Origin of the sequence: Corallococcus interemptor (assembly GCF_003668875.1) — a bacterium.
Classification (GTDB): domain Bacteria; phylum Myxococcota; class Myxococcia; order Myxococcales; family Myxococcaceae; genus Corallococcus; species Corallococcus interemptor.
In genome coordinates, this window is sequence record NZ_RAWM01000110.1 from 1 (window position 1) to 20,061 (window position 20,061).

Below are 20,061 nucleotides of genomic sequence, written 5' to 3' on the forward strand. Positions count from 1 at the left end.
GCCGGGGCCGGGGTGTTGGCAAACGCGGCGGAGGCGGCGAACAGGGCGGCGACGATGACGGTCTTCATGGATGGCTCCGGGGACGACACGCCGACGCGGGATTGCATCGGTTGTTGCCATGACCCTTGAGCACCCGCCGTGCCAGTGGCTGTTTCAAGCAACTTCGCGGGGTTCTCCGGGTGGGAGCGGATCCGCCATGGGGAGAATCTCCTCAGTTGCGATTGCAACAATGGGTGCAAGCTCCCCAGGCAGGCGCACGTTGCTTTGACGGCAACCACGCTCTTCTGCAAGCTGCACCGCAACCTTCCGTTCCGAGCGCTACGCGCCGGCACATGAAGCGAGCACGGAGCCCGGGTGTCCTCGTCGTGCATGTCGCGCGGCCAGGTTGCCGGGAGAGATGGCGTATGCGGCACCTGCTGGTGGCATGGAGTGTGGCGTGGCTGGGAGTGGGATGCGCCGCGACCATTCCGCCCGAGCGCCTCCAGGCACAGGTGACGGAGACGGAGCGCTGGCAGCGCGAGTACCAGGCCGAGCGCGAGCGCACCGAAGCGCTCGCGGCGAAGCTGGCCGCGGTGGAGTCCGCGCTGGAGGAACTGGCGCAGGAGCGCGCGGAAGCGGAACAGGCGCGCGCGGAGGCGGAGCAGGCGCGCGCGACCGCGACGGAGGAGCTGGCGCGGCTGGAGGCGGAGCGCCACACGTTGGAGGAGCACAACGCGCAGCTGCTGGCGCGGCAGCGCGAGCTGGCGGCGCTGCACGAGGAGCTGTCGGACGTCTGGTACGAGTCCGCGTTGGAGCGCGCGCGCCGTCGCACCCAGCCGCCCTTGCCGGGTGCTTCCGCCAAGGAAGCCAACGCGCCGGTGCCGTGAGTTTCCCGAGGGCGCCCTGAGTGGGACGCCTTCTCATTCATGTCGTGATGACCCAAGGAGCGTGCCCGTGGCGATGAACTCGCGCACCCCCATCCGTGGCTACCGCGCGGGATTCTTCTTCGTGGTGATGCTCCTGTCGGGCGTCACCGGCTTCATGCTCTGGACGGAGGTGCGCACCGGCCATCAGGTGGACGCGCTGGTGCTGGAGGCCCTGGAGCGCGCGAGCCTCATCGGCCGCATCCGCGTGGACGTGATGTCGCTGGAGTCCGCCATCGAGGCGCACGTGCGCTCCAGCGGCGACGCCGAGCGCAAGGAAGCCGACGCGGTGATGGAGGACATCCTCAACAGCATCCGCCAGTCCTCGGAGGCGTACATGCGCCACCTGCCGCCCGGGGAGAAGGAGGTCTGGCTGCGCTTCAACGGCGCGTGCCAGGGACTGGCGGATCAGGTGCGCGCGGCGGCGGTGTTCTCACGCCAGCGCGACGCGGAGCGCGCCCGGCGCCACCTGGTGGAGAGCATCCGTCCCCTGGCCGCGGAGGTGGACCAGCTGGCGGGAAAGCTGGCCACGGAGAACGCGTCCGACGCGCGCGTGCTGGTGGGAAGGCTGGGCACGCTGCGGGTGCGCAACACGGCCCTGGGCGCGGTCACCACGCTGTTGGCCATCCTGCTGTCCATGGTGGTGGGCTGGCACATCATCTCCCTGCTCAAGCGCCAGGACGCCACCATCCAGGGGCAGCTGGAGGAGCTGGGGCGGCACAACCAGGAGCTGGATGCGTTCACCCGCCGCGTGGCGCACGACCTGATGGGCCCGCTGTCTCCGCTCAAGGGCTACCTGACGCTCATCCGGCGCTCCGGCGCGGTGAAGGACCCGGGCGCGCTGGAGATGATTTCGCAGTGCGAATCCAGCGCGGTGCGCATGGGCGAGCTGATTGAAGCGCTCCTGCGCTTCTGCCGCGCGGGCACCCGGGGCGACGGGACGATGGGGGAGCTGGACACGGCGGTGAGCACGCTGCTCCTGGAGGTGAGCCAGACAGCCACGGCGCTGGGCGTGTCGCTGGAGCGCGAGCTGGAGCCGGGCGTGCTGGTGGACTGCCCGGCGCAGCTGCTCCAGGTGGTGGCGCGCAACCTCCTGTCCAACGCGGTGAAGTACACGGCGGGGCGGCCGGATCCGCGCGTGAAGGTGCGGGTGGCGACGGAGGGCGCGGACGCGGTGGTGGAGGTGACGGACAACGGGCTGGGGATGAGCGCGGCGACGCAGGCGTCGCTGTTCCAGCCGTTCTTCCGGGCCGCGGAGGTGCGGGGCATTCCGGGCCACGGCCTGGGGCTGGCCACCACCCGGCGCGTGGTGGAGGCGCACGGCGGCACGCTCACGGTGCATTCAGAAGAGGGCAAGGGCACGCGGATCCGCGTGCGCTTCGCACGAGTGGCGCGCACTCCGGCGCCGCTTGTGGTGGAGTCCGGGGCGCAGCGCGACGCCCCCTCCATCCGCAAGGCCTCATGAGCACAGCCCGAATCCTCGTCGTCGATGATGATCCTCATGCGCGGGACCTGCTGCAGCGCCTCTTGGGCGTGCTGGGCCCGGTGACGCAGGCGCCGGACCCCAAGGGCGCGGCGGAGCGGATGGGCGAGCAGTCCTTCGACCTGGTGCTCACGGACATGGCCATGCCCGACCCGGGCGACGGTCTGAAGGTGCTCCAGTTCGTGCGCTCGAACCTGCCGGACACGCCCGTGATTGTCGTGACGGCGTTCGGCAACATCGAGGGCGCGCTGGACAGCATCCAGCAGGGCGCCTTCGACTACCTGTCCAAGCCGTTCGACGTGGACGCCATCATGCGCGTGGCGAAGCGCGCGCTGGAGCAGAAGCGGCTGGTGGAGGAGAACCGCACGCTGCGCAAGCAGGTGGAGCGCACGTCGCTGGTGGGCCGCAGCCAGGCGCTGCTGGAGGTCTACAAGCAGGTGGCCCGCGCGGCGACCAGCAACGTGCCCGTGCTGATTACGGGTGAGACGGGCACGGGCAAGGAGATGGTGGCGCGGGCGCTGCATAAGCGCTCGGCGCGTTCGTCCGGGGCGTTCATCCCGGTGGACTGCGGCGCCATCACCGAGTCGCTGATGGAGAGCGAGCTGTTCGGCCACGCGAAGGGCAGCTTCACGGGGGCGTCCGGCGCGCGGCGGGGCCTGTTTGAAGAGGCCAACGGCGGCACGCTGTTCCTGGATGAGATTGGCGACGTGGGGATGAAGGTCCAGTCTCAGCTCCTGCGCGTGCTTCAGGAGGGAGAAATCCGGCGCGTGGGCGAGAGCGTCCCGGTGAAGGTGGACGTGCGGGTGCTGGCGGCGACGAACAAGGACCTGAAGGCGCGGGTGGCGGAGGGGCTGTTCCGCGAGGACCTGCTGTACCGGCTGGACGTGGTGCACCTGCACCTGCCGCCGTTGCGCGAGCGGCGCGAGGACATCCCGGCGCTGGTGGAGCACTTCGCGGCGCTGCACGCGCGGGGCGGGGTGAGGCCGGTGGTGACGGCGGACGCGATGGCGCGGCTCACGGTGTACGACTGGCCGGGCAACGTGCGGCAGCTGGAGAACGTGATGGCGCGGGCGCTCGCGCTGAACGTGACGGGCGTGCTGGGGCCGCCGGACTTCCCGGAGCCCATCGGTGACGCGCCCAAGCGGCTGATTGGGCTCGCGGGGGATCTGCCCAGCCTCGCGGAGCTGTCCAGGCGCTACGCGGCGCACGTGCTCCAGCACGTGGGCGGCAACAAGAGCGAGGCCGCGCGCCTGTTGGGCGTGGACCGCAAGACGCTCTACAAGCTCCTGGAGACGCCGGAGGCACCGGAAGGGATTCCACCCGCGGAGGGGCGGAGCTGATCCGCTTTCCGCCGTTCGCGGCAATCGCCGTTCGGAGCGCAAGCCCTGCCCACCCACGCGCTTGCTCGCGCAGGAGATCGCACCTGGGCCGACGTTGAGGATGTCAGCGGGGACCCGTAGCGTTGCGGCCTGTATGCGCCGCCGCTGGTTCCCCCTCGGACTCCCCCTGATCCTCTTCGCGTGCGCTCCGGTGGAGCCTCCCCTTCCCGTCGTCCCGGTGGACGCGGGCACCGTGGCGGCACAAGCGCCCATACCCGAGGCCGTGCCTGGGGAGTCCGCGGAGGCGCTGCGCTCCGCATGGCAGGCCACCGCGCCCGAACTGTCCGATGACGGAGGCGTCACGCACGCCACCGCGTCGGCACTGCTCGGAGGGGTGGAGGAGTCCGAGGACGCGGGCAGTGCGCTCTCCCTGTCGCTGTCCCAATCCGTCTCCATCGGCTCGAACTCCGAAGCCCTGCCCGGCGAAGAGGAGCCGCAGGTCATCACCGAGTCCGAAGTCCCCGTGCTGGAACTGGGCCCGGACGGTGAGCCGTTGATCGACGCGGACGACGACGCCATCGCGCAGGCGCTGGACGGAGGCAGCGCCGTAGGCTCCGACGATGACGAGGACGCCGTCGCCGAAGCACCGTCCATGGAACTCGACGCGGGCATGGAGCCCTACGCCATCCCGTACGCACCGGACGCGGGCTCCCTGCGCGTGCGCCGCTCCATCACGGTGCGCTCCGAGCCCCGGCAGGACTCGCCGTCACTGGGCACCATCGCCCAGGACATGCGCGTGAAGTGGCAGGGCGCGATGCGCGGACCGGACTGCGACACCTGGGTGCAACTGCAACCGCGTGGCTGGGTCTGCGAGCGCTACCTGGAGCAGAACTTCCGCGAGCCCCGCGTCCGTCCGCTGCCCCGCGTGGAAGAGGGTGCGCTCACTCCGGGCATCTATGCCCGCGTCGTGGGCCACCGCGTGCGCGCCTATCCGAGCCTCGCGCTCGCCCGGAAGCGGAAGCAGGGCGTGTTGCTCAAGGGCTCTGTCACCGTGAAGCTCCTGGGCCAGGTGAAGGTCGGCCGTCGCACCTTCTGGCGCACCTCCGACGGCCAGTACTTCGAAGCGCGCGTGCTGCGCGAGCACCGCCCCTCCGACTTCAGCGGCCTGGACGCGGAGGCGCTCGCGTCGCTGCCCATGCCCTTCGCCTGGGCCCAGTCCCGCGCCGCGCCCCGCACGGACGTGGTGGTGCGCAAGGCCCCGGACGCGAAGGCTCGGCGCGAGACCGTGCTCCCGCCGCGCACGCTCGTCTCCGTGCGCGAGCTGTCCCCCGACGGCCAGTGGGTCCGCATCGCGGAAGACCACTGGGTGGCGCGAGACGACCTGCACGTCGCGTGGCCGCTGGCGTCGCCGTCCATCGTGGAGCCCGGCGCGCGCTGGCTGGACGTGGACCTGGAGGCCCAGACGCTCATTGCCTACGAGGGCGACCGCCCCGTCTACGCCACGCTCATCTCGTCCGGCAAACCCGGCACCGACACACCGGAAGGCCTCTTCCGCATCTGGGTGAAGTTCGCGGAGGCCGACATGACGGGCACCATGGGCAAGGCCAGCTACCGCGTGGCCACCGTGCCGTGGACGATGTTCTTCGAGGGCGACTTCGCCCTGCACACCGCCTACTGGCACGACCGCTTCGGCGAACCCGTGAGCCACGGCTGCATCAACCTGGCCCCCAAGGACGCACGCGCCCTCTACGGGTGGACCACGCCCGACGTGCCCACCGGCTGGTCCATGGTCCACGCGATGCCGGACGACCCCGGCACCTGGGTGCGCATCCGCGGCCAGGCCCACGAGCCGCCGAAGAAGCGCCGCAAGGGCGCCCCCGTTGTCGCCGCCGTGGGCGACCTCTAGCCGGCGGTTGACGGGCTACATGTACAAGGCGCGGCTGAGGCGGACCCCATACTCCGCATCGGGGTTCGTGGTGCCGTCCCCGACCCGTTCCACGACAGCCGCCACCATCAGGTCGCGGCGCTTGGGCAGGCGCGCCGCCTCGGCAGCCGCCAGCGCCGCCGGCAGCTGCTCGCGGGTGAGGTCCGTGCAGTAGCACGGCGCGCCAGGCTGCTGCCGCCACGACTCCGCGAGCGTGCCCGCGTCGAATGCGTCGAATCCGGTGTCCTCGACGAGCGCCATGCCCACCTTGCGATCCGCGTCCCGGTCCGCCGCCACGGAGAGCGCGATGCGCCCCGGGCTCCCCGGTGCCATGCCCTTCGTCGCGAAAGACGCGGAGCCAATGGAGTTCCACGCCTTGACGATCGGCCGGCCCAGCAGCTCGGCCACCCACAGGCTTTCGACCTGTCCGGCCTCGATGGCGGCAATCTTGCTGTCACGGGCGGGGTAGTAGTTCGACGTGTCGATGACGACCGTCCTGGCGGGAACGCTGGCGATGAGCGGCGCGATCCCGGGGAGGCGGTTCAGGGGAATCGACAGGATGACGACGTCCACGTCGGCCACCGCTTCCGCGGCCGTGACCGCGCGTGCGCCGGAGGCCAGCGCATCGGCCTCGATCGTCTCCGGGCCGCGCGAGTTGGCCACCTTCACGTCATGTCCGGCCGCACCCAGCTTGCGCGCCAGGGTCTTCCCGATGTGTCCAACGCCGACGATGCCAATCTTCATGATGGAGTCTCCTGCTGCGGGTTGAGGGTTTCACTCGTCTGCCGGGTGCGCGAGCGCTTCGAGCGTGCGACGAAGGTCGTCCAGCCCCCGGTCGGTCAGCCGGCATGCCGTCTTGATCTTCCCTGGGATGCCCCGGACCTTGGGTTCGAGGGCGCGTCCCCGGGGTGTCAGGTCCACCAGCACCCGGCGTTCGTCGGCCGGGTCGCGCTTCCGCGTGACGAACCCCCCCACCTCCAGCCGCTTGACCAGCGGCGTGATGGTGCCCGTGTCCATGTCCAGGCGGGCGCCGAGCTCGCCGACGGGGAGGGGCGCACCCTCCAGCAGCGCGAGGACCACGAGGTACTGGGGGAACGTCAGGCCCAAGGGCTCAAGGAACGGCTTGTGCAACCGCACCATCCGGTTGGCCGCCCCATAGAGGGCGAAAGACAGCTGCGTGCCGACGCTTTTCGGTTCCAAGGCCCAATTATCTCGTTCGCTATTATCTAGCGCACGAGATAATGGGGGAGGCTTCGCGGATCAACTGCTTCCGGGCAGTCAGGGGGAGGCCGGGTCCGCGCTCTAGCCGCCCAGCACGGACACCGTGACGCGGCGGCGGTGCGGCGACGTGCGGTGCTCCCAGACGTAGACGCCCTGCCACGTGCCCAGGTCCGCCTCGCCGGCCTTCACCGGGATGCTCAGGGACAGCTGCGTCAGCACCGTGCGCACGTGCGCCGGCATGTCGTCTGGCCCCTCCGCGTCGTGCTGGAACAGCGGGTCCCCGTCCTTCACCAGCCGGGAGAAGAACGCCTCCAGGTCGCGCTGGACGACCGGGTCCGCGTTCTCTCCGATGATCAGCGACGCGCTGGTGTGGTGCAGGAACACCGTGCACAGGCCCTCCCGGATGCCCGTGCCCTTCACCGCCTTCCGCACCTCAGCGGTGATGTCCACCAGGCCCCGGCCCCGCGTGGACACCGTCAGCTCCTTCGCCTGATACACGCGGAAAGCCCTCCGTCGGTCAGCGCCCGTCCAGCCGCTTCACCAGGAACGCCGCCAGCTGCTCCAGCTCCTCGGTGACAATGGTGTGCCCGCCGTCGAATGGCAGGAACTCCACCGGCAGCCCCGCGCCCGTCAGCAGGTCGCGCAGGCGCTCGCCCTCCTGGTAGGGCAACACCGGATCCTGCCGGCCGTGGCCCTGGAACACCGGCAGCGACGTCCGCGCACGGACCTTGGGCTCCCACTCCTTGCCGGCGACCATGGCCCCGGACATCAGGCACAGGCCGGCGGGGCACTCCTCCAGCCGCAGCGCCACGTCCGTGGACATCATCGCGCCCTGGCTGAAGCCTCCCAGCACGACGCGATTCAGCGGCACCTGGAGCGCCGCCACCACGCTCATCAGCGCCCGGCGCGCGGCCGGCATCCCCGCCGGCACCGTCTGCGAGTACTGCGCCCAGTCGCGCCCCTGGCCCATCAGGATGGCCACGGGGATCTCGAACCAGGCGCGGCCTCCCGGCATGCCCAGCGCGTCCAGCGACAGCAGGGCCTCCGGGAAGACGAACCGCACCGCCTGCGCCAGCCTGGGCGCGGCCATCATCAGCTCCGGGGCCAGCGCCACCAGGTCCGTGCCCGGCGCACCGAAGCCGTGGCTCAGCACCACCACCAGCTGGGGCGTCGCGCCCTCGGGGAGCGCGTCCACCACGTGGCAGTTCAACTCTCCCAGCTTCGTGCGCACGTGGCGCGGACGGAGGCTCACGGCTGCGCGTCGCTGATGGTGACGTGCTGGATGATCATGTCCGTGTCCGGCCGGTCCTGCCGGTTGCGCGGCGTGTTGGCGATCTTCTCCACCACGTCGTAGCCCTTCACCACCTCACCGAAGATGGTGTGACGGCCCTTGAGGAACTGCGGCAGGGACGTGGTGATGAAGAACTGGCTGCCGTTGGTGCCCGGGCCCGCGTTCGCCATGGCCAGGAGGCCCTTCTTGTCGAAGTCCCGGTTGCTCTTGAACTCGTCCTCGAAGCGGTAGCCCGGGTCGCCCCGGCCGGTGCCCGTGGGGTCGCCGCCTTGAATCATGAAGTCCGGGATGACGCGGTGGAAGATGACGCCGTCGTACAGCGGCTTGCCCTCCACGCGCTCGCCCGTGCGGGGGTTGATCCACGGCTGCTCGCCGGTGGCCAGGCCCACGAAGTTCGCCACCGTCTTGGGCGCGTCCTTGGAGAAGAGCTTGAGCACGAGGGTGCCCTGGTTCGTCTCCATCGTGGCCCAGAGGTCCTGGCCCTCCAGGGCCTTCTTCTGGAAGCCCTTCGCGGAGGCCGCGTCCGTCTGCAAGCTCACCGTGCGGGTGGCCGCGGCGGAGTTGGAGGGCTGTGCGGCGGGGGCCTTCGCCGCGGGCGGCTGCTCCTTGTCCTTGGAGCACGCGGTCAGGGCGAGGCAGAGGAGTCCAGCGGTCAGGAATCGGGTGCGCATGGGGCGCGCATCCTAGCGGCTTTCGACCCGGCTCCAGCGTGTTAAAGAGGGGCTTCATCCCCGGAGGTTTCCCCTGTGACAACCGGACAGGAATGGCTGGTTGACGCGAGCGGCTGCGCGCCGGAGCGGCTCAAGGACGCGGCCGCGCTGGCGGCACTCTTCGAGGAGCTGGTCGTCTTGATGGACCTGAAGGTCGTGGGCCAGCCGCAGTGGCACGTCTTCCCGGAGCCCGGCGGCGTCACCGGCCTGGCGCTCCTGGCCGAAAGCCACCTGGCCATCCACACCTTCCCGGAGCACGGCTTCGCCGCGCTCAACGTCTACTGCTGCCGCACCCGCGCGCGCCCGGACTTCGACGCGCTGGCGGCGAAGCACCTGGGCGCCACGTCGTGCCGCGTGCGCGAGCTGCCGAGAGGAGTGGAGGCGTGACGCAGGGGGCGTGTCCGTCGTGTGGCGCGAGCGTGGAGTTCTCCGCCGGGTCGGCGCAGGTCGTGGTGTGCGCCCACTGTCAGACCATGGTCGCGCGCGTGGGCGCGGAGCTGGAGGACCACGGCCGCGTGGCCCGCATCGTGGAGACGGACTCTCCGCTGCGCCTGGGGCTGGAGGGCCGCGTCAACGGCGCCGCGTATCAAATCGTCGGGCACCTCCAGAAGGACCACGGCGCCGGCCCCTGGGACGAGTGGTACGTGGAGATGGCCGACGGCCGCACCGGCTGGCTCAGCGAGTCCGAGGGCGCCTTCCACCTGCTCTTCGACGCGGGCGTGGAGGAGGGCATCGAGCTGGAGAACCTCCACCCCGGCGACCGCCTGCGCCTGCGCAACCGCCCGCTGGTGGTGGAGGAGCGCGGCCACGGGCGCGTCACCGCCGCCGAAGGGCAGCTCCCCAGCGACGTGGATCCGCAAGCGGACAGCTACTACGTGGACGCCACCGGGCCTCGCGGCCTGTTCGTCACCCTGGACTTCGGCACGCGCGAGCGCGACCCGGAGGTGTTCCTGGGGCAGAAGCTGGAGCTGTCGCAGCTGGGCATCCCCGCCGGGGAGCTGCGCCCGCGCGTGCGCAAGGCCCAGCTCCAGCAGGCGCGCTGCACCCACTGCAACGGCCCGCTGGAGCTGCGCGCGCCGGACCAGACGATGCGCGTGGCGTGTCCGTACTGCGGCGCGCTGATGAACGTGTCCCAGGGCAAGCTGGCCTTCCTCAAGCTGCTCCAGAAGCCGGAGCTGCCGGCGGCCATCCAGCTGGGCCAGAAGGGCACGCTCGACGGCACGGAGTGGATCTGCATCGGGTACCAGGAGCGCTCGTGCGTGGTGGAGGGCACGCGCTACCCGTGGATGGAGTACCTGCTCTACAACCCGGCGCGCGGCTTCACCTGGCTGATGGAGTCCAACGGCCACTGGGTGTTCCTGAAGCCCCTGGCCGCCGGTGACGCGAGCGTCGTGCCGCAGGTGTCCGCCTTCTACGAGAAGCGCCGCTACAAGGCCTTCCAGTCCGTCACCGCCGTCACCGACGCGGTGGTGGGCGAGTTCTACTGGAAGGTCTTCCAGGGCGAGAAGGCGCGGGCCACGGAGTACGTCTCGCCGCCGTACTCGCTGAACGAGGACGCCACCGACAACGAGGTGACGTACACGCATGGCGAGTACCTCTCCCCGGAGACGGTGCGCGACGCGTTCAAGCTGAAGGAGCCCCTGCCCAGGCCCCGGGGCATCGCGCCCAGCCAGCCCAACGCGCGCAACGCGGCCATGAAGCAGACGATGCTCTGGTCGCTGGTGTGGCTGGTGGGCCTGTTCGTCCTGGCCGGCTTCTTCAACGCCCGCGCGCTCAATGCCCAGGTGCTGGACCTGCGGGTGACACTGCCCCGGAGCGCGCACTCCGGCACCCCGGACGCCATGCACTTCAGCCAGCCCTTCGAGCTCCAGCGGGCCGGCAACCTCCGGGCGCAGATCATCATGTCGCAGGCGATCGACAACGCCTGGGTGGGCGTGCAGGGCGACCTGGTGAACCAGGACACGCAGGAGGTGGTGAGCTTCTACGAAGAGGTGAGCTACTACCACGGGCGCGACAGCGACGGCTCCTGGAGCGAGGGCGGCCAGAGCGGCAGCGTGTACCTGTCCACGCTGCCCAAGGGGAGGTACGTGCTGCGGACGACCACGTCGTTCGATCCGGCCCTGAAGCTCACGGGGCCCCAATTGGGGCCCGTGGTCAGCTACCAGGTGGTGCTCACGCACGACACGCCCAACGGCAGCTGGTTCATCATCGCGTTGGTGCTGCTCATCATCATCCCGGCGCTGTCGTTCTTCAGCGCCAACAGCTTCGAGACCGAACGCTGGAAGGAAAGCAACCTGTAGGGCCTGGAGGTGGACGATGCGGTTTCTGGGAGGGTTGGTGCTGTTGGCCTATGCCTGGGCCACGTTCACGGGCTGGGCTCCGTTCAGTGACGAGGAGCGCGGCAAGGTGACCGGCGACGTGAAGCGCGGTCCTGGTGGCGTGCTGCTGTGGACCGGTGGATTCATGGGAGGCAAGTGATGCTGTTGCTCGGAGTGGTGGTCACCTTGCAGGGAGTGCTGGCGAGCGTCATCTATTCGCTCATCGGCCTGGTGGTGTTCGTGGCCGGCTTCTACGTCATCCGCCTCATCCTCCCGTACGACGTGCACAAGGAGATAGAGGTCGACCAGAACACCGCGCTGGGCATCGTCATCGGCTCGTTCATCCTGGGCCTGGCCATCATCATCGCGGCGGCCATCAGCGGCTGAAACACGTGACGCTTTGAACAAGACGCTGCTCTTCCTCACCGTCCTCGTCATCGCGACGTGCGGGCTCATCTACGAGCTCATCGTCGGGACGCTCGCCAGCTACCTGCTGGGGGACAGCATCACCCAGTTCTCCACCGTCATCGGCGGCTACCTCTTCGCCATGGGCATTGGGAGCTATCTGTCGCGCTTCGTGGAGCGCGGGGTGGCCCAGCGCTTCGTGGAAATAGAGCTGGCCGTGGCCCTGCTCGGCGGGCTGTGCGCGCCGATGCTGTTCCTCACCTTCACGCTCACCAGCGTGTTCCCCGTGGTGCTCTACGGCAGCGTGCTGGCCATTGGCACGCTGGTGGGGCTGGAGATTCCGCTGCTCCTGCGCATCCTGCAGGACCAGCTCAAGTTCAAGGACCTGGTCAGCCAGGTGCTGACGTTCGACTACCTGGGCGCGCTCGCCGCCAGCGTGGCGTTCCCGCTGTTGCTCGTGCCCAAGCTGGGGCTGGTGCGCACGTCGCTGCTCTTCGGCCTGCTCAACGCGGGCGTGGGGCTGTGGAGCACGTGGCTCTTGGCGCCCGTGCTGGCCAACCCCGTGCGCCTGCGCGTGAAGGCCGTGCTGCTGTGCGCGGGGCTGCTGGTGTGCTTCGCGATGGGGGACCGGCTCACCACGTTCTACGAGGACCAGCTCTACGCGGACGAGGTCGTCCACGCGTCCAGCTCTCCCTACCAGCGCATCATCGTCACGCGCGGCAAGCGGGGCTTCTCGCTGTTCCTCAACGGCAACCTCCAGTTCGCCAGCATTGACGAGTACCGCTACCACGAGTCCCTGGTGCACCCGGCCATGGTGCGCGCGCAGAAGGTGGAGAACGTCCTCATCCTGGGCGGCGGGGACGGGCTCGCGGCGCGTGAGGTGCTGAAGTATCCGGAGGTGAAGTCCGTCACGCTGGTGGACCTGGACCCGGCCATCACGGGGCTGGCCACGGGCTACAAGGAGCTGGCGGCGCTCAACCACCACTCCCTGACGCACCCGAAGATGCGCGTCATCAACACGGACGCCATGCAGTTCCTGGCGGAGGGTGCCAACGCCTGGGACGTGGTGATCGTGGACTTCCCGGACCCCAACAACTTCGCGCTGGGGAAGCTGTACACGACGGGCTTCTACAAGATTTTGAAGAAGCGCCTGGCGCCGGGCGGCGTGGCGGTCATCCAGAGCACGAGCCCCCTGTTCGCGCGGCGCTCGTTCTGGTGCGTGGAGACCACGCTCAAGGCGGCGGGCTTCTGGACGCAGCCGTACCACGCGCTGGTGCCGTCGTTTGGTGAGTGGGGCTACGTGCTGGTGGCGCAGGAGCCGCCCGGCCGCCACCGCGCGCTGCCGGAGGGGCTGGCGTTCCTGGACGAGGAGACGCTGAAGGGGCTCACGCGCTTCTCCCCGGACATGGCGCCGCTGCCGGCGGAGGTGAACCGGCTGAACAACCAGGTGCTGGTGCACTACTACGAAGAGGAGTGGCGCCGGTGGAACTGACGCGGCGCGAGCTGGTGGCCGCGTTCCTGGGCGCCTCCGTGGCGAGCGCCTGTACGCGGCAGGCCGCTCGAGCGCCGGTGCCGGGCGCCATCGTGGACCGGGCGGTGGACACCGGCCACAAGTTGCGCACAGGGCCGCTGCCGCGCGCGCAGGACTTCGAACCGGTGGGCGTGCTGATTGTGGGCGCGGGCGCGGCCGGGCTGTCCGCCGCGTGGCGCCTGTCCGCCGCGGGCGTGAAGGACGTGCGCGTGGTGGAGCTGGAGACGGAGGCCGGCGGCACGTCTCGCTCCGGCAGGAACGCCGTGTCCGCGTTCCCGTGGGGCGCGCACTACCTGCCCTCCCCCCTGGAGGACAGAGGGCCGGTGATGCGCCTCTTGCGGGAGATGGACGCCGTCACCGGTGTGGACGCGGAAGGGCACCCGTCCTTCGCGGAGGAACTGCTCATCCAGGAGCCCGACGAGCGCGTCTTCTTCAAGGGCCACTGGTACGAAGGGCTGTACCTGCGCGCGGGCGCGAGCCCCGAGGACCTGGCGGAGCTGGAGCGCTTCGATGCGCGGATGAACGCCTTCGCCGCCGCGCGCGACGCGAAGGGGCGCAAGGCGTTCGCGGTGCCGGGGGCGCTCTCCAGCGACGACGCGGAGTGGACCGCGCTGGACCGGCTCAGCATGGCGCGGTGGATGGAGGCGGAGGGCTTCCGCTCGCCCCGGCTGAAGTGGTTCGTGGACTACGCGTGCCGCGATGACTACGGCACCACCGCCGAGCACGTCTCCGCCTGGGCGGGCATCTGGTACTTCGCCGCGCGGCAGAACGGGAAGGGTGAGCGCAGCGACGGCTTCCTCTCCTGGCCCGAGGGCAATGGCCGGCTGGTGAAGCAGCTGGCGTCGTCGCTGGGCCCGCGCCAGCTGGAGACGCAGGTGCTGGTGCACACGGTGGAGCCGGGGGACGACGGCTGCCGCGTGCACGCGCTGGATGCTCGCACCGGGGCGCCCCGGGCGTTCCGGGCCCGGCAGGTGGTGCTGGCGTGCCCGCGCTTCGTCGCCGCGCACGTGGTGGCGCCGTGGCGCGAGGCTCGCCCGGAGTGGATGGATGCCTTCGTCTACAGCCCGTGGGTGGTGGCCAACCTGACGGTGTCCGCGCCCCCGGCGTCGCGAGGCTTCCCGCTGGCCTGGGACAACGTCTTCTACGAGAGCCGGAGCCTGGGCTACGTGGTGGCCACGCACCAGTCGCTGCGCCAGGACGCGCGCGGCCCCACGGTGCTCACCTGGTACCTGCCCATGGCCGGCGGGGACGTGAAGGCGGAGCGCAACCAGGCCCTCTCCGCGACGTACGGGGACTGGGAGGCGCTGGTGATGGCGGACCTCATGCCGGCGCACCCCGGGGTGGGCGCGCTCGCGCAGCGGCTGGAGGTGCAGCGCTGGGGCCACGCCATGGTCCGGCCCCAGCCCGGCTTCCTCTGGGGGGAAGCCCGCCGCTCCGCGCAACAGAGCCTGGGACGGCACCTGCACTTCGCGCACACGGACCTGGGCGGCATGGCCCTCTTCGAGGAGGCCAACTGGTTCGGCGTGCAGGCCGCGGAGCGGGCCCTGGCGGGAATGGGCCTCAAGAGCGCCAGTTGGTTGTAGCCACCGGAAGCGGGAGGGAAGGGCACATGAAGGACAGTCGCTTCAGCCGCGCGGAGTTCCTTGGACTCACCAGCCTGCTCGCGGGCTCCACGCTGTTTCCCTCGCGCGGTGAGGCCGCGGCCGACGGGGGCACGCCCTCCCTGCGCACCACCAGGTCGCCGGGGCTGGTCAGCGTCCCCGCCGCGCCCAAGCCCGCCTCTCCGGCCGAGTATGAACAGCTGCGCAAGGCCTGCACCGCGTCGCTGCCGGTGGCCTCCACGTCCGACGACGGCGCGGAGTACGTGCGCATTGGCGAGTGGATGCAGCGCCAGAAGCTGACCAGCGACTTCTACGGCAACGGCGACTTCGTGCAGGCCTTCGAGAAGAAGATCGCCGGCCTGCTGGGCTTCGAGGACGCGTGCTTCATGCCCACGGGCACCATGGCGCAGCTCATCGCGCTGCGCATCTACGCGGACGCCAGCAACGTGCGCACCGTGGGCGTGCACCCGTCGTCGCACCACGTGCTGCACGAGGACGACGCCTGCTCCGTGCTGCACCAGCTGCGCACGGTGAACCTGGGCCCGTGGACGCGGCCGCTGCTGGCGGACGACGTGGCGAAGTCCCCCGACACGCTGGGCAGCGTCAGCGTGGAGCTGCCGGTGCGCTGGCTGGGCGGGCAGCTGCAGACGTGGGAGCAGCTCCAGGAGCTCAAGCGCACCTGCCGCGACCGGAAGGTGAAGCTGCACATGGACGGCGCGCGGCTGTGGGAGAGCCAGCCCTTCTACGGCCGCTCCTACGCGGACCTCTGCAAGGGCTTCGACTCCGTCTACGTGTCCTTCTACAAGATGGTGGGCGGCATCGGCGGCGCGATGCTGGTGGGCAACCGGGACTTCATCAAGGAGTCGCGCGTGTGGCGCCACCGCCACGGCGGCAACCTGTTCCACCTGGCCCCGCTGGTGGCCTCCGCCGCCATGCGCCTCGACGCGGCGCTGGCCGCCATCCCCGGCTACGTGAAGCGGGCCAAGGCCATCACCACGCTCATCGCCGCGGACCCGCGCGTCACGGTGCTGCCGCAGCCCGTGCAGACGAACATGTTCCACGTGTTCCTGCGCGGCTCACCGCAGGCCTACAACGCGCAGCGTGACCGCATCGCGCGCGAGGACCGGGTCTGGGTGGCGGGAGGCTTCGGACAGACGCGCGTGCCCGGCGTCGTGTCCACGGAGCTGCAGGTGAGCGAGGGGCTGGGCTCCATCAGCGACGCGGACGCGGCCAGGGCCTTCCTGCGCCTGCTGGAGGCGGCCTGACGTCTGGCCGCCAACCCTGACGTCGGGTGTCAATGTCAGACACCCGACGTGTAAACACTGCCGGAGCGGTGTGTCAGGCCGCCTTCTTGATGCTGTACTGCGGCTCCTGGGCCTGCGCCTTCAGGAAGAACTCCGAGTCCAGCAGCATCACGATGCGGCCCTTGTCGTCGTGGAACGCGATGGGGCCGTGCGCGGTGAAGTGGATGAGCGACTCCTCCAGCGCGGTGGTGGCCGGGTGCTCGGCGCCCAGCGGCTCGAACTCGTAGTCCCCGGCGCGGGTGACGCCCAGGCGGTCCTGCGTCGAGCCGGAGAGGATGAAGACCTCCGCCGGGCCCAGGTGCTTGTGCGGCGCGAAGACAGCGCCCTTCTCCATCTTCAGGATGGCGCTCCACACGCCCGTCTCAGCGCTCACGCGCAAGAGGCGGTAGGAGGTTCCCGGGCCGAGCGGCTTCCACTCGAGGTCCGCGGTGTGAACGATTGCATCCATCATCGCCATTCCGGACATGAAAGCCTCCTCGGTCGGCATTGCGCCTGTGTGTCGTCAGCCATGATAACGCCCAGGAAGGAAATCCTTGCAAGTTAGTCCCACGTCTCAGGTTGCTGTCTTTAAACAGACTCTTTGTCTCAGGAAGTTTTCACGACAGCTGTTCGCGCGCGCCGCTCCGGGTCGCATTTTCTGATCAGGCAGAAAGTCGCGGTGCTGACGGACCCCCTGTGGAAACCCGCATGGGAGGGGCTGCTGGTAGGCTCCCGGGCCCCGATGCCCCGTCTCCTCTCGCCCTCGCAGGCCTGGCTGTTCGGCCGTGGCGTGGACCTCTCCGTGTTCGCTGGCAGTGCGCTCGTGTCCGTGGCCTTCGTGCTGGCCGCGCCGTGGCTGGGGGCGGCGGGGGACACGCCCGCGTGGGCGTGGCTGCTGTTCGTGGTGGGCGTGGACGTGGCGCACGTGTGGTCCACGCTGTTCCGCACGTACCTGGACGGCGAGGAGGTGTCGCGCCGCCCGGGCCTCTACGTGGGCGCGCCGCTCGCGGCGTACGCGGCCGGTGTGTTCGCGTACATGGCGTCTCCCGGCGCGTTCTGGAGCCTGTTCGCGTACGTGGCGCTGTTCCACTTCATCCGCCAGCAGTACGGCTGGGCGGCGCTCTACGACCGCAAGGCGCGCGTGTCCGCGTTCGAGCGGCGCCTGGACGCCGCGGCCATCTACGCCGCCACGCTGGGCCCCGTCGTCTGGTGGCACGCGAACCTGCCGCGCGCCTTCTGGTGGTTCGTGGAGAACGACTTCCTCTCCGGCCTGCCGCGGTGGATGGGCACCGCGGCGCTGGGCGCGCACGCGGCGGTGCTCACGCTGTGGGCGGGCTTCCAGGGCTTGCGCATCGCGCGGGGCGAAGGCGTGCAGGCCGGCAAGGTGCTGCTGGTGGTGGCCACGTGGGTGGCGTGGTTCGGCGGCATCGTGCTGGCGCGGGACGACTTCGCGTTCACGGTGATGAACGTGGTGCTGCACGGCGTGCCGTACTTCGCGCTCCTGTTCCGCTACGCACGCGGGCGCCACGCGGAAGGGGGCTTCGGTGGCCTGGGCGTCCTCCTGCGCGCGGGGCTGCCGGGCTTCCTGCTGTTCCTCGTGGGACTGGCGCTGGTGGAGGAGGGGTTGTGGGACGTGCTGGTGTGGCACGACCGGCCGGTGCTGTTTGGCGACGGCGCACCGGCGCTGGAGGCGGATGTGCTGGCGCTCGTGGTGCCGCTGCTTGCGCTGCCGCAGGCCACGCACTACGTGCTGGACGCGTTCATCTGGAAGGCCGGCCGGGAGCCCGCGCTGCTGGACAGGCTCGGCTGGACGCGTGCGGCCCCGGGGCCCTCAAACGTCAGCCAGGCGCACAAGGTGGTAGCCATTCCCGGAGAGGGTGAATAGAGCTAGTGGGTCTATGGCTCGACTCCTGCTCGTTTCGAACCGTCTTCCCGTCACCGTCAAGGCGGAGAAGGATTCCGTCTCCGTGGGGCGCAGCGCCGGAGGGCTGGCCACGGGGCTCAGCCGCCCGCACGAGCGCTCCGGGGGGCTGTGGATCGGCTGGCCCGGGGATGTCTCCCGGCTGACGGACGCCCAGCGCGGGCAGGTGGAGAAGCAGCTGTCGGACCTGCGCTGCGTGCCCCTGTACCTGTCCGCCAGCGAGGTCAGCCGCTTCTACGAGGGCTACTCCAACCGGGTGCTCTGGCCGCTGTGCCACTACATGCTGGACCGCATCCCCCGGCAGGACCGGGACTGGGACGCGTACCGCAAGGCGAACGAGCGCTTCGCCGACCTGGCCGCGAAGCACTATCAGCCCGGTGACACCATCTGGGTGCATGACTACCAGCTGATGCTGGTGCCCGGGATGTTGCGCCAGCGCCTGCCGCACGCGCGCATCGGGTACTTCCACCACATCCCGTTCCCGTCGTCGGAAATCTTCAGCACGCTGCCCCGGCGCGTGGAGCTGCTCAAGGGCCTGCTGGGCGCGGACCTCATCGGCTTCCACGCGGTGAGCTACGTGCGGCACTTCTCCGGCACGCTCTTGCGGCACCTGGGGCTGGACACGGACGTGGACCGCGTCCTCTTCCAGGGGCGCGAGGTGCGCGTGGGCGCCTTCCCCATGGGCATCGACGCCACCGCCTTCGAGACGCTGGCCAGCGAGCCCGCGGTGCTGGACGAGGTGAAGACGCTGAAGGAGCGCGCCCACGGCGAGCGGCTGCTCGTGGGCATCGACCGGCTGGACTACACCAAGGGCATCCCCCGGCGCCTCCTGGCGGTGCAGCGCGTGCTGGAGCGCGAGCCGTCCCTGCGCGGGCGCCTGCGCTTCATCCAGGTGGCCGTGCCCAGCCGCACGCAGGTGCAGGCGTATGCCGAATACCGCGAGACGGTGGACGAGCTGGTGGGCCGCATCAACGGCCTCTACGGCACCGTGCACAGCACGCCCGTGCACTACCTCTACCGGTCGCTCAACGAGAAGCAGCTGGTGAGCCTCTACCGGGGCGCGGACGTGATGCTGGTGACGCCCGTGCGTGACGGCATGAACCTGGTGGCCAAGGAGTTCTGCGCGTCCCGCCCGGACGACGACGGCGTGCTCATCCTCAGCGAGTTCGCGGGCGCGGCGTCGGAGATGCGCGACGCGCTGCTGGTGAACCCCTACGACGTGGAGGGCATGGCGGACGCCATTGAGCAGGCGCTGGAGATGCCCGGCCCCGAGCGCCAGGAGCGCATGCGCTGCCTGCGCGCCGGCGTGAAGTCCCGCGACGTGCACTGGTGGGTGGCCAGCTTCCTGGACCGGCTCCAGGGGCTGCCCTCCGTGGCGGAGAAGCCGCCGCTGCCGGACGGCATGACCGCCCTGGACGCGCTCAAGGGGCCGGGGCGCAAGGTGCTGCTCCTGGACTACGACGGCACGCTGGTGGGCTTCGCCTCCACGCCGGAGCTGGCCGCGCCGGACGAGGAATTGATGACGCTGCTGCGGGAGCTGTGCGCCCGGCCGGACCTGTCCGTGCACATCGTGAGCGGCCGCCCGCGCGAGACGCTGGACGCGTGGTTCGGCGAATTGCCCATGGGGCTGCACGCGGAGCACGGCCTGTGGTCGCGCATGCGGCGGGGCCAGGCGTGGCAGGCGCTGCCGGGCGTGTCCTTCGAGTGGAAGCCGAAGGTGCGGCCCGTGCTGGACGCGTTCGCGGCGCGGGTGACGGGCTCCTTCGTGGAGGAGAAGACGGCGTCGCTCGCGTGGCACTACCGCAAGGTGGACGCGGAGTTCGGCGCGCTCCAGGCGCGCGAGCTGCGGCTGCTGCTCCACGAGAAGTTCGGGGATGAGCCCATGAACATCCTGCCCGGGGACCGGGTGGTGGAGGTGCGTCCCAAGGGCGTCAACAAGGGCCGCGTGGTGCCGGAAATCCTGAAGGGGGAGGCGCCGGACGTGCGCGTGGTGGCCCTGGGCGACGACGTCACGGACGAGGACCTCTTCGCCGCGGTGCCCCCGGGTGGCATCACCGTGCACGCGGGCAACAAGCACTCGCGCGCGGGCTACCGCGTGGAGGGGCCTCCGGAGGTGCGGCGGTTCCTGAAGGCGCTGCTCGGCAAGTAGGAC

The 20,061-nt window shown here is 70.3% G+C and carries 19 protein-coding genes; 13 read left to right on the plus strand and 6 right to left on the minus strand.

The genetic code is table 11. The features are described from left to right. Positions 1-404 precede the first annotated feature (404 nt). From D7X96_RS29405 to D7X96_RS29420, 4 genes are all read left to right on the plus strand, one after another. Positions 405-866 (plus strand): hypothetical protein, encoded by a 462-nt coding sequence (locus D7X96_RS29405; protein WP_120548274.1) that lies wholly within the window; start codon positions 405-407, stop codon positions 864-866. A gap of 73 nt (positions 867-939) precedes the next feature. Then, the gene (locus D7X96_RS29410) at positions 940-2,367 is read left to right on the plus strand and encodes a sensor histidine kinase (RefSeq protein ID WP_120548275.1); all 1,428 of its coding nucleotides are present in this window, start codon (positions 940-942) and stop codon (positions 2,365-2,367) included. Further along, the gene (locus D7X96_RS29415; protein WP_120548276.1) at positions 2,364-3,725 is read left to right on the plus strand and encodes a sigma-54-dependent transcriptional regulator; all 1,362 of its coding nucleotides are present in this window, start codon (positions 2,364-2,366) and stop codon (positions 3,723-3,725) included. Before D7X96_RS29410 ends, D7X96_RS29415 begins: the two co-directional genes overlap by 4 nt. A gap of 190 nt (positions 3,726-3,915) precedes the next feature. Beyond that, positions 3,916-5,610, plus strand: a complete 1,695-nt coding sequence (locus D7X96_RS29420) for a L,D-transpeptidase family protein (protein ID WP_233609710.1) — start codon at positions 3,916-3,918, stop codon at positions 5,608-5,610. Between the two features lie 15 nt (positions 5,611-5,625). On the opposite strand, the gene D7X96_RS29425 is transcribed toward D7X96_RS29420, so the two are convergent. The 5 genes from D7X96_RS29425 to D7X96_RS29445 all read right to left on the minus strand — a co-directional run bounded on the left by D7X96_RS29425 (position 5,626) and on the right by D7X96_RS29445 (position 8,811). Next, positions 5,626-6,372 (minus strand): NADPH-dependent F420 reductase, encoded by a 747-nt coding sequence (locus tag D7X96_RS29425; RefSeq protein ID WP_120548278.1) that lies wholly within the window; start codon positions 6,370-6,372, stop codon positions 5,626-5,628. A gap of 30 nt (positions 6,373-6,402) precedes the next feature. Then, positions 6,403-6,828 carry a MarR family winged helix-turn-helix transcriptional regulator gene (locus D7X96_RS29430; RefSeq protein ID WP_120548279.1) on the minus strand — a complete coding sequence of 142 codons (426 nt, stop codon included), beginning with the start codon at positions 6,826-6,828 and terminating at the stop codon, positions 6,403-6,405. Between the two features lie 102 nt (positions 6,829-6,930). Further along, positions 6,931-7,347 (minus strand): secondary thiamine-phosphate synthase enzyme YjbQ, encoded by a 417-nt coding sequence (locus D7X96_RS29435; RefSeq protein WP_121771274.1) that lies wholly within the window; start codon positions 7,345-7,347, stop codon positions 6,931-6,933. A 19-nt stretch (positions 7,348-7,366) separates the two neighbouring features. Beyond that, on the minus strand, positions 7,367-8,101 hold the full coding sequence (locus tag D7X96_RS29440; RefSeq protein ID WP_121771275.1) for an alpha/beta hydrolase: 735 nt from the start codon (positions 8,099-8,101) through the stop codon (positions 7,367-7,369). After that, positions 8,098-8,811, minus strand: a complete 714-nt coding sequence (locus D7X96_RS29445; RefSeq protein WP_121771276.1) for a peptidylprolyl isomerase — start codon at positions 8,809-8,811, stop codon at positions 8,098-8,100. The genes D7X96_RS29440 and D7X96_RS29445 overlap by 4 nt, the downstream gene beginning before the upstream one ends. Before the next feature lie 75 nt (positions 8,812-8,886). On the opposite strand from D7X96_RS29445, the gene speD reads away from it, so the two are divergent. From speD to D7X96_RS29475, 7 genes are read left to right on the plus strand one after another with little or no spacing between them, the layout of a single operon-like run. Continuing rightward, positions 8,887-9,237: an adenosylmethionine decarboxylase gene (gene speD / locus D7X96_RS29450; RefSeq protein ID WP_120548283.1), complete on the plus strand. Its 351-nt coding sequence runs from the start codon at positions 8,887-8,889 to the stop codon at positions 9,235-9,237. Continuing rightward, entirely contained in the window at positions 9,234-11,150 is a 1,917-nt protein-coding gene (locus D7X96_RS29455; protein WP_121722765.1) for a DUF4178 domain-containing protein, read from the plus strand. Before speD ends, D7X96_RS29455 begins: the two co-directional genes overlap by 4 nt. Positions 11,151-11,166: 16 nt before the next feature. Further along, positions 11,167-11,328 (plus strand): hypothetical protein, encoded by a 162-nt coding sequence (locus D7X96_RS40340; protein ID WP_167510893.1) that lies wholly within the window; start codon positions 11,167-11,169, stop codon positions 11,326-11,328. Further along, on the plus strand, positions 11,328-11,555 hold the full coding sequence (locus D7X96_RS29460; RefSeq protein WP_014393984.1) for a DUF350 domain-containing protein: 228 nt from the start codon (positions 11,328-11,330) through the stop codon (positions 11,553-11,555). The genes D7X96_RS40340 and D7X96_RS29460 overlap by 1 nt, the downstream gene beginning before the upstream one ends. 13 nt (positions 11,556-11,568) lie before the next feature. Next, positions 11,569-13,065, plus strand: a complete 1,497-nt coding sequence (locus D7X96_RS29465) for a polyamine aminopropyltransferase (protein ID WP_121771277.1) — start codon at positions 11,569-11,571, stop codon at positions 13,063-13,065. Next, a complete protein-coding gene (locus tag D7X96_RS29470; protein WP_208647400.1) occupies positions 13,056-14,687 on the plus strand; it encodes an FAD-dependent oxidoreductase in 1,632 nt (543 codons plus the stop codon). Before D7X96_RS29465 ends, D7X96_RS29470 begins: the two co-directional genes overlap by 10 nt. A 26-nt stretch (positions 14,688-14,713) precedes the next feature. Continuing rightward, complete coding sequence (locus D7X96_RS29475; protein WP_120548288.1) at positions 14,714-15,970, plus strand: threonine aldolase family protein; 1,257 nt, start codon at positions 14,714-14,716, stop codon at positions 15,968-15,970. Between the two features lie 73 nt (positions 15,971-16,043). On the opposite strand, the gene D7X96_RS29480 is transcribed toward D7X96_RS29475, so the two are convergent. Beyond that, on the minus strand, positions 16,044-16,475 hold the full coding sequence (locus D7X96_RS29480; RefSeq protein WP_158616208.1) for a cupin domain-containing protein: 432 nt from the start codon (positions 16,473-16,475) through the stop codon (positions 16,044-16,046). Positions 16,476-16,730: 255 nt separating this feature from the next. Between D7X96_RS29480 and D7X96_RS29485 the strand changes: the two genes are divergently transcribed. Together D7X96_RS29485 and D7X96_RS29490 are read left to right on the plus strand one after the other, a co-directional pair. Further along, entirely contained in the window at positions 16,731-17,873 is a 1,143-nt protein-coding gene (locus D7X96_RS29485; RefSeq protein ID WP_120548290.1) for a hypothetical protein, read from the plus strand. Positions 17,874-17,886: 13 nt separating this feature from the next. Next, positions 17,887-20,058 carry a bifunctional alpha,alpha-trehalose-phosphate synthase (UDP-forming)/trehalose-phosphatase gene (locus tag D7X96_RS29490; RefSeq protein ID WP_121771279.1) on the plus strand — a complete coding sequence of 724 codons (2,172 nt, stop codon included), beginning with the start codon at positions 17,887-17,889 and terminating at the stop codon, positions 20,056-20,058. Positions 20,059-20,061: the final 3 nt, after the last annotated feature.

Excerpts from the sequence above, each read along its gene's own strand:
- D7X96_RS29445 (WP_121771276.1), bottom strand. The coding sequence starts at position 8,811 with ATGCGCACCCGATTCCTGACCGCTGGACTCCTCTGCCTCGCCCTGACC.
- D7X96_RS29405 (WP_120548274.1), top strand. The coding sequence starts at position 405 with ATGCGGCACCTGCTGGTGGCATGGAGTGTGGCGTGGCTGGGAGTGGGA.
- D7X96_RS29415 (WP_120548276.1), top strand. The coding sequence starts at position 2,364 with ATGAGCACAGCCCGAATCCTCGTCGTCGATGATGATCCTCATGCGCGG.
- D7X96_RS29490 (WP_121771279.1), top strand. The coding sequence starts at position 17,887 with ATGGCTCGACTCCTGCTCGTTTCGAACCGTCTTCCCGTCACCGTCAAG.
- D7X96_RS40340 (WP_167510893.1), top strand. The coding sequence starts at position 11,167 with ATGCGGTTTCTGGGAGGGTTGGTGCTGTTGGCCTATGCCTGGGCCACG.
- D7X96_RS29485 (WP_120548290.1), top strand. The coding sequence starts at position 16,731 with ATGCCCCGTCTCCTCTCGCCCTCGCAGGCCTGGCTGTTCGGCCGTGGC.
- D7X96_RS29475 (WP_120548288.1), top strand. The coding sequence starts at position 14,714 with ATGAAGGACAGTCGCTTCAGCCGCGCGGAGTTCCTTGGACTCACCAGC.
- D7X96_RS29460 (WP_014393984.1), top strand. The coding sequence starts at position 11,328 with ATGCTGTTGCTCGGAGTGGTGGTCACCTTGCAGGGAGTGCTGGCGAGC.
- D7X96_RS29425 (WP_120548278.1), bottom strand. The coding sequence starts at position 6,372 with ATGAAGATTGGCATCGTCGGCGTTGGACACATCGGGAAGACCCTGGCG.
- D7X96_RS29480 (WP_158616208.1), bottom strand. The coding sequence starts at position 16,475 with ATGTCCGGAATGGCGATGATGGATGCAATCGTTCACACCGCGGACCTC.
- D7X96_RS29410 (WP_120548275.1), top strand. The coding sequence starts at position 940 with ATGAACTCGCGCACCCCCATCCGTGGCTACCGCGCGGGATTCTTCTTC.